Raw genomic sequence first — 12,952 nt, 5'->3', positions numbered from 1 at the left:
CACAATGCGCATGGGGAATTTTCGCCGCTTCGCTCACGACGACGCGCGGCGCGTCAAAAACGACCTGCGGGGTGACGGAGGTAATCGGGATGACCGGCGCGGTCAAATATGGCGCTTGGAAAAGCCTACCAGACGCCCTTGCCGAGACCTGTGGCGAGATAGGTCCAGACCGGCGGATGGAAGCGCTGCACGGAGGGCAGGTCGCTCGGAACCGGGGCGAAGTCGCCCTTGAGCGCGTCCTCCACGGCGCGCACCACCATCTCGCGGGAGCCCGCGGCCATGATCAGCGCGTCCGTCAACAGGGTCGCGCGCGGGTCGCGCGGGAGGAAGACCTGATGCAGCGTCGCGCCGGTGTCGACGCCGGGATCGACCAGGTGCACGGTGGCGCCGTAGTTCTGATGATCACCGGTGGCGCGCGCCCACCAGCCGCCGGCCAGGCCGCGGTATTTCGGGTTGATGCCAGAATGATAGTTGAGCACGGGGCAGGAAATGGCGGCGAGCGTCGCCCTGGACAGCATCCGGCATCCGGCCAGGAACACCACATCGGGCTTGCGCGCGGCAATCAGCTCCAGGCAGTCGGCGCCATTGGCGGAGGAGACGCGCGTGAGCGGCACGCCGGGCGCGAGCTCGGTTTGCAGCCGGAAATCCTTGACGATGGCGTCCATCCGGGCGCTGACGAAGCGCTTTCCGAACCGCGAGACGAGCATGGTGAAGAACTGGCCGACGGTTTGGACCCAGCCAACCTTGCGGGCCCGGCGCTTCAGGAACACGCCCTTCGGCTCGGGATATTCCAACGCCACCTCGACGCCCGGAAATCGCGACGCCAGGGCATTGGCTATGACCCAGGCATAGGCGCCGCCAGCGGTGATAACGAGGATGGCCGGTTGTTTGGTCATGCGTTTTCCGTCGGATGCAAAGCGCGACCCTAGCACGACCGGGGTTAAGATCCGACTACGGCGGGCGTCCTCAGAACAGGCGGACCAGCACCGCGCCGGTGAAGGCCACCACGAGACCCGCCACGGTGACCGAGACAAGGCCGGTGATCACGCCCAGCGCCAGGCAATTGCCGTCGCGCTCGGTATGGGCGACGCCGAGAACGGCAACCGCGAAGGCGGGAAGCCAGTTGCCGAAGGGAATCGGCAGCACGCAGGTGACGGCCAGCAGCAGCGCGAAAATCCCGAACAGCCGTTCGCGCACCGGTCCGTCGAGCGGCCAGTTGCGCGGGCGCACCCAGGTCTCGGCGCTGCGCAGCCAGGGCGAAACGCGCGTGACCATGCGCTGGAACGTGGCGCGGTCGACGGTGTAATTGGAAAGCGCCCGCGGCAGCCAGACCTTGTTGTAGCCGATCACCATCTGCCAGGCGACGAACACCATCGGCAGGCCCAGCACCATGGTGGCGCCAGGCGGCAGCGGAATGAGATTGGGCAGGGCGAAGACCAGGAGGAAGGCGCCGAACGAGCGGTCGTTGAGCGCGTTGGCGATCTCGCCCATGGAAACGCGCGCGCCGGCGTCGCGCGCCAGCCGCTCGAGAAGCTCGGAGAGCTTTTCGGGATGCTTCTTCTCGGTTGCATCGATGGAGGAGACGGGCGACACGGCGGACTGCAGACTCACTGGAGATACCCTGAATTGCGATAGTCCTGATGTAAGCATGGATTGCTTAAAAAATGTGGCAATGCCGGAAGAATTGTTGCCACAGATCGACCGTGCCGAAAATTCGCCGGCGCAGCTCAGAGTCCCGCCAGCGCCACGGTGAGGTCGCCGTAGCCGGTGACCCGGCGTTCGTAGCGCAGGCCCAGACGGTCGGCCGCCGCGCGGGCCTTCGCCTCGAGCTCCGGATCATCGGTCTGGACCAGGTACAGCGCCCGCTCGTAATGGCCGAAATAGGTGTCGCGCAGCTCCGGAAAGCGGTCGAGGCCGAGCGGCCGGATCAGGAAGGCGTCGAAATGCCGGGCGAGGAAATCGGTGATGAAGAAGGTCGTCATCATCTCGTCGCCGGCCGCTTCGAAGGCGGCGTTGCCCATGTAGAAGGAGAAGCAGTGCGGCCCGGCGATCCGCTCGACCCCGTGGGCGGCGCAGACCTTGTCGAGATCGCCGCCGGTGCCGCAATCGGCGTAGCCGATGAAGATGTGCTCGAAGCCCTCCGCCCGCGCCTTGCGAATCGCCCGGTCCACCGCCGGGGCGATGCGGTCGGGATGATGGTGGTAATTGGCGTCGATGCATTTGAGATCGATGTGATCATGGCCGAGCTGGGCGTTGACCGCCAGGACCTCGCGGGCAATCATGCCGCAGGCGATAATTCGCACGGAGCGTGGAACTTTTGCCGGAGTTGATCGTTCTTCCGTCGTGGACATCATCAGGACCGATTTTTGACCGGTGCTCTCCAATCTAGGATTTCAAGCCATGAACCTTTTCAAGATCTCCGCCGTAGTGCTCGTCGCCCTGACGCTGGCGTCATGCGCCAATACCATTCGCGGCGTCGGCCGCGATGTCAACCAGTCCGTTGACGCGGTTCAGGATTCGGTCGAGTAGGCCGATCTGGTCCCAGGCGCCGGAGCCGGCGCCTGGTTCAACGCGACCGTTTCAACCGTTTACGCCCCGGCGGCGAGGCGGTTGTGGCGGCGCTTGATGAGATCCTTGGCGGTCTCGACGGCCACGGCGGCGTCGCGGCAATAGGCGTCCGCGCCCACGGCCTTGCCGAATTCCTCGTTGAGCGGCGCACCGCCGACCAGCACGATGAAATCGTCGCGGATGCCCTTTTCCTTCATCGTGTCGATCACGACCTTCATGTAGGGCATGGTGGTGGTCAGGAGCGCCGACATGCCGAGAATGTCGGGCTGTTCGCGCTCGATCGCCTCGATGTATTTTTCCACCGGATTGTTGATGCCGAGGTCGATGACGTCGAAGCCCGCGCCTTCCATCATCATTCCCACCAGGTTCTTGCCGATGTCGTGAATGTCGCCCTTGACGGTGCCGATCACCATCTTGCCGAGCTTGGGCGCGCCGGTCTCGATCAGCAGAGGGCGCAGGATGAACATCCCGGCCTTCATCGCATTGGCGCTCATCAGCACTTCGGGGACGAAGAGAATGCCGTCGCGGAAATCCTCGCCGACAATGCGCATGCCCTCGACGAGGGCCTCGGTGAGCAGGTCGTAGGGCGTCCAGCCGCGGCTGAGAAGGATATTGGTGCCTTCCTCGATCTCTTCCTTGAGACCATCATACAGATCGTCATGCATCTGCTGGACAAGTTCATCGTCGGAGAGTTCGGAAAGAATGATTTCATCGTCAGACATCGGTATCTCCCTTGAATGCGCTGGTCCGGCGGCAAGCCGAAGCTGTCCACGTGCATAGCGATATAGGCGATTGTGTGCAAAAAGTTCCTTGAATGCGACGCGCATAACGGAAAAAGCGACGGCGTGTCTTTTATGCAATATTCCTTGAGCGCCAAGGCTTGGCGCTCAGAGGAATGTGCGGGAGGCGGTTTTGGCTAGCATGTCGGAATCGGCGCGATGGTGCGCCATTTCAGAAAATGCAGGCTTTTGATGGCTCATCCAGATACGCTTTCCACCCCTGAACTGGCTCAAGAGGCGACGCCGGAGGCCGCATCCGGGCGGCGCGGCAAGGGCGCCGCGGGGCGTCGCGCGGCGCGATCCGGCGGCGGACCCGGCCTATCGATGCCGTTCATCATGCGCAAGCTCGGCGTCTACGAGGTGCTGGACGAGGAAGGCCTGAGCCTGATCGAGCGCAACGCCGACACGGTGCTCGAGGAAATCGGCATCGAGTTCCGCGACGACGCGGAGGCGATCGCGCTGTGGCGCGAAGCCGGCGCCGACATCTCGGGCGAGCGGGTCCGGTTCCCCAAGGGTCTGTGCCGCGAACTGCTGAAGACGGCGCCCGAGATCTTCACCCAGTATGCGCGCAATCCGGCGCGCTCGGTGCAGATCGGCGGCAAGGCCACCGTGTTCGCCCCGGTCTACGGCCCGCCCTTCGTGCGCGATCTCGACGGCGAGCGGCGCTATGCGACGATCGAGGATTTCCGCAATTTCGTGAAGCTGACCTATATGGCGCCGGCGCTGCACCATTCCGGCGGCACCGTGTGCGAGCCGGTCGACGTGCCCGTCAACAAGCGGCATTTCGACATGGTCTACAGCCACATGAAATATTCCGACAAGCCGTTCATGGGCTCGGTGACCGCGCCCGAGCGCGCCGAAGACACGATCGAGATGTGCAAGATCCTGTTCGGCGCAGACTTCGTCGACAAGAATTGCGTCACCCTCAACCTGATCAACGCCAATTCGCCGATGGTGTTCGACGAGACCATGCTCGGCGCGCTCAAGGTCTATGCCCGCAACAACCAGGCCTGCGTGGTCTCGCCGTTCATTCTCGCCGGCGCCATGAGCCCGGTCACGGTGGCGGGCACGCTCACGCAGATTCTCGCCGAAGTGTTGGCGGGCGCGGCCTTCACCCAGCTCATCCGTCCCGGCGCGCCGGTGCTGTTCGGCACGTTTGCCGCGTCGATCTCGATGCAGTCGGGCGCGCCGACCTTCGGCACGCCGGAGCCGGCGCTGGTCTCCTATGGTGCGGCGCAGCTCGCGCGGCGGCTGAAGATCCCGTTCCGCACCGGCGGCTCGCTCTGCGGCTCCAAGGTCCCCGATGCGCAGGCCGCGCACGAGAGCGCCTCGACGCTCAACATGACGCTCTTGGCGGGCACCAATTTCGCGCTGCATTCGGCCGGCTGGCTCGAGGGCGGGCTGGTCAGCTCCTACGAGAAGTTCATGATCGACATCGACCAGCTCGGCATGCAGCAGCGCTTCGCCGAGGGCATCGACCTGTCGGAAACCGGCCAGGCGCTCGACGCCATCGCCGAGGTGGGACCCGGCAACCACTATCTCGGCTGCGCCCACACCCAGGCCAATTTCCAGCAGGCCTTCTACCGCTCGTCGCTGGCCGACAACAATTCCTACGAGCAGTGGCTGGCCGAAGGCGAGAAGCGCATCGAGGAGAGGGCGCGGGCGCTGTGCCGGTCGTGGCTCGACAGCTATGTCGGACCGGAGCTCGATCCCGCGATCGACGAGGCGCTGCTTGCCTATATCGCCAAGCGCAAGGCGGAGATGCCCGACGCCTTCACGTGAACACAGCCCGATAAAGCCAGGGAGACAGGCGGTCAGGAGAAAGTCGCAGGCCTCATCCACAAGGAGGTCTGGAGATCCGCGTTCCGCGACGGCGGGACGGGAAGGTGACGCCCGTGGCCGGGCCGGGCGATCTGCGTGTGCTTGAGGCGGCGCTGGCCGTCCACGGGCTCTGCCTGCGCGGATCCGTGGTTCCGGCCGAGGAGGCCGCGCCGCGACTGTCGGCGGGCGGGGCGGCTGCGGCGATCGTTCTCGTCGGCCATGGCGGCGGCGGTTTCTGGCCGGTGTTCGAGGCCTGGCGCGGCGCCCATCCCGGCCTCTCCCATCCGCTCGACGCCTGGTCGAAGGCGCTGATCGCGCCGCTGGCCGCAGCCGCGGGCGGCGAGGCGGTGTTCCCCTCCGACAGGCCCTGGCATCCGTTCCAGCAATGGGCGATGGCGGCCGAAAGCCTGAAGCCTTCGCCGCTCGGCCTGCTCATCCATCCGGTCTATGGTCTCTGGCACGGCTATCGCGGCGCGATCCTGTTTTCGCCCGCGGCCGCGGCGCGGCTCGGGCTGACGCCCGACGCTGCCGGCGCTGCGCCCGTCACCTCCCATCCCTGCGATAGCTGCCCCGACCGGCCCTGCCTCTCGGCCTGCCCGGTCGGGGCCTACAGCCCGGACGGCTTCGACGTGGCGGGCTGCCGCGCGTATCTCGCAACCGAGGCCGGCCGGCAGGGCTGCATGAGCGGCGGATGCCGGGCGCGCGACGCCTGCCCGGTCGGGCGGGACCACCGCTACAGCGATCCGCAGATCCGCTTCCACATGGCGGCGTTCAGATAATATTTTCTCCCGCACCCAAGGAATGCAAGTATTCCGTCGTCAAAGTATCCGATGATGGAGACACGTGACTGCATGGAACCGAAGACCCGGAGCGACGAAGAGCCGGCGGATGATACATTGGCGGAACGGGCGTCTGTTGGCGACCGCGACGCTTTCGCCATGCTTGTCGGGCGCCATTATGCCTTCATTCATCGCGTCGCCTGGAAATGGTGCCGCGACAGGTCCGCGGCCGAGGATATTGCGCAGAATGTCTGCGTCCGGCTCGGATTCGCTATCCGCAACTGGCGCAAAGAGAGCGCGTTCAGGACCTGGCTCTACCGCATCACGATCAATGCCGCCCATGATCATGCCAGGTTCATCGACCGCGAGATGCGCAAGGCGAAGGCACTTGCGGTCCACGCCGCGGCTCTCGGGGACGACATCGCTTGCTACAAGCCGAGCCACAGCGATTACGTGTGGGACGCGGTTTGCACGCTGCCGGACAAGCAACGCGATGCGGTGATGCTGGTTTACGGCGAGGAATTGAGCCACGCCGAAGCTGCCGTTGTGATGGGCTGCGCTGAATCCACGGTTTCCTACCATGTGCATACCGCGCGAAAGCGGCTCGAAACGCTGTTGCGCGGGTCTGGAGACGAGCAATGATCGACAAGGATCTCAAGAGACTGGCGCGCAGCGCGCCGCCGCCGCTGGAGGATGCCAAACGCCAGGCGCTCGACGCCGCCCTTCTGGCTTTCGACAAGGCCGGGCCGGAAAAAAAGCGTGCTGCCCAAGAAGCTGCCCAAGGATCGGCCGCCGGAGGACGTCTTAGCCGTATCGTAACCTCGATACGGAGCGGACTGATGAACCAGCGCTATATGGCGGGCACCGCCCTTGCCACCTTGATGATCCTGCCTGCGGCAGCCTACATGACCTGGCAGATTGCCCAAGACCACCACGGTTTCGAGCCGGAACTCCTGGCGCCCCTGGAAATGGGCCGACCTGTCGATCCGGAGGTGACGCTGCTGAAACCATCGCCGCCTGCTCCCTTGCAGGAAGAGATGGCCGTGGCTGAAGCGACGCCGCCGATGGCGGCCGCGCCGCAGCCGGCGCAACGGGCGTTGAACCCGATGGGCGCGGCGCCGCAAGACATGCAGCGCAAGAGCTTCACGCCTCAACCCGACGGCGAGTATGGGCAGGCCAATGCACAGCTCGAGCAGGACGCCATACTGCGGTCTCCCGATTACCCGGTTCCGCAGATGGAGACCGGCCGCGACAGGGTGGAGGCGGTCGAGAGCCACAGCGTCAAGTCCGTGGCCGAACACCCGGTCTCGACCTTCTCGGCGGATGTCGACACGGCATCCTACGCGTTTGTGCGCCGGGCGCTAAAGCAGGGGGTGATGCCCGAGCCGGAGACGGTGCGGGTGGAGGAGATGGTCAATTACTTCCCCTATGCCTATCCCGGACCGGAAAGTGCGGCCACGCCGTTCCGCGCCACGGTGACGGTGACGCCAACGCCGTGGAACGCGCACACGAAGCTTCTGCACATCGGGGTGAAGGGCTACGACATCGCGCCGGCTGAGCGGCCGCGCGCCAATCTGGTGTTTCTCCTCGATGTGTCGGGGTCAATGCAGGAGCCCGACAAGCTGCCGCTGCTCAAGACGGCCTTCCGGCTGCTGGTCAACACGCTCGATCCGGCCGACACGGTGTCGATCGTCACCTATGCGGGCGAGGCGGGCACGGTGCTCGAGCCGACGCCGGTTTCAGAGCGACGCAGGATCCTCGACGCCATGGACGCCTTGCGTCCCGGGGGATCGACCGCAGGAGCGGCCGGTCTTGCGGAAGCCTACAGGCTCGCCGAGAAAGGCTTTGTCGAAGGCGGGGTCAACCGGGTGATGCTCGCCACCGATGGCGACTTCAATGTCGGCCAGAGCGACGACCGGTCGCTCACCGCGATGATCGAGAAGAAACGGGAGACCGGCGTGTTCCTGTCGATCTTCGGCTTCGGGCAGGGCAACTACAACGACCAGCTGATGCAGGCGCTCGCGCAGAACGGCAACGGCGTCGCGGCCTATATCGACACGCTCGCGGAGGCCGAGAAGACGCTGGTGCAGGAAGCCTCGGCGTCGCTGTTCCCGATTGCGTCGGACGTGAAGTTCCAGCTCGAGTTCAATCCGGCCATGGTGGCCGAGTATCGCCAGATCGGCTTCGAGACCCGGGCTCTCAATCGCGAGGACTTCAACAATGACCGGGTGGATGCGGGCGAGATCGGTTCCGGCCACACCGTCACCGCGATTTACGAGATCACTCCCGTAGGCAGCCCGGCGGTGCTCAACAGCGACCTGCGCTATGGCGACCCCGCACCGGCCTCGAATGCCGCCCGTGGCGATGAACTGGCCTTTCTCAAGATCAGGGCCAAGCTGCCGGGCGAGGCGCAAAGCAGGCTGACCGAAATACCCGTCGGCCAGACCGCGGAAGTGGGCAGTTTTGCCGACGCGCCCGAGGATGTCCGGTTTTCGGTCGGTGTCGCAGCCTTTGGGCAGAAGCTTCGCGATGCCGACCAACTCGGCGATTTCGGCTTTGACGCGATTGAAAGGATTGCGCTGGAGGCCCGCGGCGATGACCCCTTCGGCTACCGGGCGGAATTCCTCCAACTGGTGCGGCTGGCCGAGGGCCTTGACCGGTAAGGGCTGAAGAACTGCCGGCGATCCCGCAAGAGCGGTCCGGCGTGGCTCATGGTGTATCGCCGGACGCTTCCTTGCCGTGGCTTTGCCCGCACAAGACTTTTCTGGTGGCCAACGTAACGCCAGAAGGCCTTGGCGCAGGGCCGGACCATCTAAAATAAGCATTTAAAAACAACGAGGAGATCGAAAGTTTCCGAATCCGGACGCGATGGCTCTTGCAAAAGATATATCTTTACGTAGATATTGCGTCATCAAGTGCTATCGACCTAAAGAAAGGATATCCAGCATGTTTGGAATGCACAGACACAGATGCCACGGCGACCATCATCATTTCGCGGGTCCCGAAGGGGGTGGAGGACGCGGCCATGGAGGTGGACGGGGCGGGCCGTTCGGGCGCCATCGCGGCGGGCCGTTCGGCGGCGGCGGCAAGCGCATGTTCGACGCCGGCGCGCTGCGGCTCGTGGTCCTCGGCCTGATCGCCGAGCAGCCGCGCCACGGCTACGACATCATCAAGGCGCTCGAGGCCCGGTTCCAGGGCGCCTACAGCCCGAGCCCCGGCGCGATCTACCCGATGCTGCAGATGCTGGAGGAGGCGGATCTCGTCTCGTCCCAGATGCAGGGCGCCAAGAAGCTGTTCTCGATCACGCCGGAAGGCCAGGCCTATCTCGAGGACAACCGGGTCGATCTCGACCGGATCAACGCGCAGATCGACGAGGCGTCCGAGGAAATCCAGGGCGTGTCGCTGGGCGCGGAGTTCCGCCTGCTCAGGCGGTCGCTGTTCCGCCAGGTGCGCAGCGGCGGCTTTTCTGCCGGCCAGGCGCAGCAGGCGCTCGAGATCCTGAAGAAGGCGCGGCAGGACATCGAGGATCTGCAGGGCGGAGCGGGGCAGGCCGGCCCGGACCGGGACTGACCGGACCAGGGCTGTCAGCCCACAGGCAACCAAAAAGGCCGGCGCATGCGCCGGCCTTTGTCGTTTCGAATGACGGTTTGCTCAGCCCCGGCGGCCGCGGCGTTCGCGGGTGGGGGCGGGGTTGTCGGTGGCGACCGTGTTACGCATCGGGCCGATGCGCTCGACAATGCTGGCCACTGTCGGGCGCTGGGCCTTGATGTGGCTGTCGACGGCCTTCCGCATGGCGGCGAGATGGTCGCAGGACGTGCCGCAGCAGCCGCCGATGATGCGGGCGCCGGCGTCGATGGCGAGGCGGGCGTAGTCGGCCATCAGCGGCGGCGTGCCGGAATAATGGATCTCGGTGCCGCGGAATTCGGGGATGCCGCAATTGCCCTTGACCACGACGATGGCGTCGGGATCGGCGTCGGTCATGTCGAGCAGCGAGGACAGGATGTCGGACGCGCCGACCCCGCAATTGGCGCCGACGGCCACCGGGCCGTCGCCGATGTCCCGGGCCAGCGAATGGATGTCGCGCGGGTGCACGCCCATCATGGTCTTGCCGGCGGTGTCGAAGGAGCCGGTGTAGACGTAAGGAAGGCCGGCGTCGGTGGCGGCCTGGGCGGCGGCGCGGATCTCGTCGGTGGCCGACATGGTCTCGATCCAGACCACGTCGATGCCGCCTTCCTTGAGGCCGGCGATCTGCTCGGCGAAGGATTCCACGGCCGATTCATAAGTCATCGCGCCCAGCGGCACCAGCAGGTCGCCGGTGGGGCCGACGGAGCCGGCGACGATCACCTTGCGCGGCGCCTTGTCGGCCACCGCGCGGGCGATCTCGGCGGCCTTCCTGTTGAGCGCGTGCACCCGGTCGTCGGCGTGGTGCAGCTTGAGCCGGTTGCGGGTGCCGCCGAAGCTGTTGGTGAGGATGATGTCCGATCCGGCGTCGACGAAATCCTGATGCAGCTTGGTGATCTTCTCGGGCGCCGTCTCCAGCCACATCTCTGGCGCCTCGCCGGATTCGAGCCCCATGGCGAACAGATTGGTGCCCGTCGCGCCGTCGGCGAGAAGAATGCCCTTTTCGGCCAAGAGGTCGGCGAGCGGATTGGGTGCGGACATGGAGGTCTCCTGTGTAATTGAGCAACGTATAAAGATGTCTTTATGTCATTGCAACAGGGATCGGCTCCGGACAGCAAAAAACCCCGCCGGCTGCGCGCGCGCCGGCGGGGTCTTGTGTCTTTGGATCCGGGCCAAAGCCGGGATCAGGCCCTGTCTCAGGCGGCGGCCGTCTCGTGGTCGACCGGCGTCACCATGGCGGAGATCACCTCGTTGATTGCCAGCTTGCCCAGCACGGCGCCCGACGCATCGGTCACATGCGCCTCGGGCACATTGCTGTCGGTCATCTTCTTGGCGGCGATCTCGAGCACCGTGCCCGTCAGGATCGGCATGCCCTTGGGCTCGCCCGACAGCGGAGCCATGACCATGTCGACCGAGATCACCCGGCCGCGATTGACCTCGCGCACGAAGCTCGAGATGTACTCGTCGGCGGGACGCAGCACGATTTCCTGCTTGGTGCCCTGCTGCACCACTTCGCCATCGCGCAGGATGGCGATGCGGTCGCCCAGGCGCAGCGCCTCGTCGAGATCGTGGGTGATGAAGACCACGGTCTTGCGGATTTCCTTCTGCAGATCGAGCAGCACCGTCTGCATGTCCATGCGGATCAGCGGGTCGAGCGCCGAGAAGGCCTCGTCCATCAGAAGGATCGGCGCGTCGTTGGTCAGCGCCCGGGCGAGACCCACGCGCTGCTGCATGCCGCCCGAGAGCTGGTTGGGATAATTGTCCTCGAAGCCGTCGAGGCCGACGCGGGAAATCCAGCGCCGCGCCTGCTTTTCCTGCTCCTCGCGGGGCAGGCCCTGGATCTCCAGGCCGTAGACCGTGTTTTCCAGCACCGTGCGGTGCGGAAGAAGCGCGAACTTCTGGAACACCATCGCCGTCTTGTGGCGGCGGAACTCGCGCAACTGCGCCTCGTTCATCTTGACCACATCCTCGTCGCCGACGATGACCTCGCCCGCGGTCGGATCGATCAGCCGGTTGATGTGGCGGATCAGGGTGGACTTGCCCGAGCCCGACAGGCCCATGACCACCTGGATGCCGCCGCCGGGCATGTCGATGTTGATGTCCTTGAGGCCGAGCACATGACTGTGCTTCTCGTTGAGCTCGGCCTTGGTCATGCCGGCCTTGACGGCGTCGATATAGGCGTCGGGATTGCTGCCGAAGATCTTGTAGAGATTCCGGATGCTGATGCCGATGCCAGCCATGTGCTCAGCCATGAACCACCTCCAGGTGCTTTTGCAGCCGCTTGCCATAGGCCTGGCTGGTGCGGTCAAAGATGATGGCGATGCCGACGATGGCGAGGCCGTTGAAGACGCCCAATGTGAAATACTGGTTGGCGATGGCCTTGAGCACCGGAAGGCCGAGGCCCTGCACGCCGATCATCGAGGCCACCACGACCATGGCGAGCGCCATCATGATGGTCTGGTTGACGCCGGCCATGATGGTGGGCAGCGCGAGCGGCATCTGCACGTTCTTGAGCCGCTGCCAGTTGGACGAGCCGAAGGCGTCCGCCGCCTCGAGCACATCCTTGTCGACGAGCCTGATGCCCAGATTGGTAAGGCGGATGATCGGCGGAATGGCGTAGACCATCACCGCGATCAGCCCGGGGACGCGGCCGATGCCCAGCAGCATGACCACGGGAATGAGGTAGACGAAGCTCGGCATGGTCTGCATCACGTCGAGGACGGGATTGAGCATCGCCTGGATCCGGTTCGACCGCCCCATGAGAATGCCGATGGGGATGCCGAGGATGATGGCCATGATCGTCGCCACGACCGTCATGGCGACGGTCTTCATCGTGTCTTCCCACATGTCGAAATAGCCGATCAGCAGCAGGGTGATGACGACTCCGGCGGTGATCTTCCAGCTCCGGCTGGCGAGCCAGGCGATGATGGCGAAACCGAGGATCACCAGCGGCCAGGGCGAGGTGGTGAGCAGCTGTTCGACGCGGAACATGAACCACTGCACCGGATAGAGGGCGGTTTCGAACACGTCGCCATAAGCGCGGGTGAAATTGCGGAAGCCGAGGTCGATCGCCTTTTTCAGGGCGGTCAGTCGCTCGGTGTCCATTGCGGGAAATTCTGTGAACCAGTCCATATTCACGCTCCAAATACGGAAAATAGTGAAGGCCGATCGTCGGGCGACCAGCCGTTCATCGCTGCCTCTGGCCAGATGAATGCACCTGCCGGCGCGTGCCCCCGGTCGTGGCTGCAGGACGCTGCAGAATTTCGAGCTGCTGCATGAGTTCCCCTGAATCGATTCCCATCGAAGGAATCACGCAGCCGTTCCCCTGCCGCGGCGCCCTGAATAAAAGTGTGGCGGGCCAGGCCCGCCACACACTCAGCGATG

13 protein-coding genes are annotated in these 12,952 nt (G+C 65.0%); 6 read left to right on the top strand and 7 right to left on the bottom strand.

Features of this window, described 5'->3' with window-relative positions; genetic code table 11:
- Window positions 1-125: 125 nt before the first annotated feature.
- The 3 genes from LL06_RS05345 to LL06_RS05335 all read right to left on the bottom strand — a co-directional run bounded on the left by LL06_RS05345 (window position 126) and on the right by LL06_RS05335 (window position 2,354).
- Window positions 126-896: a formyl transferase gene (locus LL06_RS05345; protein ID WP_035523250.1), complete on the bottom strand. Its 771-nt coding sequence runs from the start codon at window positions 894-896 to the stop codon at window positions 126-128.
- Window positions 897-966: 70 nt separating this feature from the next.
- On the bottom strand, window positions 967-1,611 hold the full coding sequence (locus LL06_RS05340; RefSeq protein ID WP_035523247.1) for an exopolysaccharide biosynthesis protein: 645 nt from the start codon (window positions 1,609-1,611) through the stop codon (window positions 967-969).
- Between the two features lie 116 nt (window positions 1,612-1,727).
- Window positions 1,728-2,354, bottom strand: coding sequence for a DUF1638 domain-containing protein (locus LL06_RS05335; protein WP_035523391.1), 627 nt, complete (start codon window positions 2,352-2,354; stop codon window positions 1,728-1,730).
- Window positions 2,355-2,400: 46 nt separating this feature from the next.
- Here LL06_RS05335 and LL06_RS26795 point away from each other — a divergent pair, with 46 nt between their 5' ends.
- Window positions 2,401-2,529, top strand: a complete 129-nt coding sequence (locus LL06_RS26795) for an entericidin A/B family lipoprotein (RefSeq protein ID WP_081963667.1) — start codon at window positions 2,401-2,403, stop codon at window positions 2,527-2,529.
- Window positions 2,530-2,588: 59 nt separating this feature from the next.
- Here the strand turns inward: LL06_RS26795 and LL06_RS05330 are convergent, their stop codons facing one another.
- Window positions 2,589-3,290 (bottom strand): B12-binding domain-containing protein, encoded by a 702-nt coding sequence (locus LL06_RS05330; protein ID WP_035523244.1) that lies wholly within the window; start codon window positions 3,288-3,290, stop codon window positions 2,589-2,591.
- A gap of 249 nt (window positions 3,291-3,539) precedes the next feature.
- On the opposite strand from LL06_RS05330, the gene LL06_RS05325 reads away from it, so the two are divergent.
- The 5 genes from LL06_RS05325 (at window position 3,540) to LL06_RS05305 (ending at window position 9,517) form a co-directional block, all read left to right on the top strand.
- Window positions 3,540-5,129 carry a trimethylamine methyltransferase family protein gene (locus LL06_RS05325; protein ID WP_152599501.1) on the top strand — a complete coding sequence of 530 codons (1,590 nt, stop codon included), beginning with the start codon at window positions 3,540-3,542 and terminating at the stop codon, window positions 5,127-5,129.
- A gap of 104 nt (window positions 5,130-5,233) precedes the next feature.
- Window positions 5,234-5,947, top strand: coding sequence for a 4Fe-4S dicluster domain-containing protein (locus LL06_RS05320; RefSeq protein ID WP_173426108.1), 714 nt, complete (start codon window positions 5,234-5,236; stop codon window positions 5,945-5,947).
- A 72-nt stretch (window positions 5,948-6,019) separates the two neighbouring features.
- Complete coding sequence (locus LL06_RS05315) at window positions 6,020-6,589, top strand: RNA polymerase sigma factor (RefSeq protein WP_035523239.1); 570 nt, start codon at window positions 6,020-6,022, stop codon at window positions 6,587-6,589.
- Window positions 6,586-8,610, top strand: coding sequence for a VWA domain-containing protein (locus LL06_RS05310; RefSeq protein ID WP_035523237.1), 2,025 nt, complete (start codon window positions 6,586-6,588; stop codon window positions 8,608-8,610). Before LL06_RS05315 ends, LL06_RS05310 begins: the two co-directional genes overlap by 4 nt.
- A 283-nt stretch (window positions 8,611-8,893) precedes the next feature.
- Window positions 8,894-9,517, top strand: a complete 624-nt coding sequence (locus LL06_RS05305; RefSeq protein WP_052161231.1) for a PadR family transcriptional regulator — start codon at window positions 8,894-8,896, stop codon at window positions 9,515-9,517.
- Between the two features lie 81 nt (window positions 9,518-9,598).
- Here the strand turns inward: LL06_RS05305 and bmt are convergent, their stop codons facing one another.
- The 3 genes from bmt to LL06_RS05290 form a co-directional block, all read right to left on the bottom strand.
- On the bottom strand, window positions 9,599-10,609 hold the full coding sequence (gene bmt / locus LL06_RS05300) for a betaine--homocysteine S-methyltransferase (RefSeq protein WP_035523235.1): 1,011 nt from the start codon (window positions 10,607-10,609) through the stop codon (window positions 9,599-9,601).
- Window positions 10,610-10,764: 155 nt separating this feature from the next.
- Window positions 10,765-11,808, bottom strand: coding sequence for a glycine betaine/L-proline ABC transporter ATP-binding protein (locus LL06_RS05295; protein ID WP_035523381.1), 1,044 nt, complete (start codon window positions 11,806-11,808; stop codon window positions 10,765-10,767).
- 4 nt (window positions 11,809-11,812) lie between these two features.
- Window positions 11,813-12,700, bottom strand: a complete 888-nt coding sequence (locus tag LL06_RS05290) for a proline/glycine betaine ABC transporter permease (RefSeq protein WP_035523232.1) — start codon at window positions 12,698-12,700, stop codon at window positions 11,813-11,815.
- Window positions 12,701-12,952: the final 252 nt, after the last annotated feature.

It is taken from the genome of Hoeflea sp. BAL378 (assembly GCF_000759435.1).
Lineage (GTDB): Bacteria > Pseudomonadota > Alphaproteobacteria > Rhizobiales > Rhizobiaceae > Hoeflea.
Note: the sequence above shows the minus strand (reverse complement) of the source record. Positions and strands in the feature narration are given on the sequence as shown.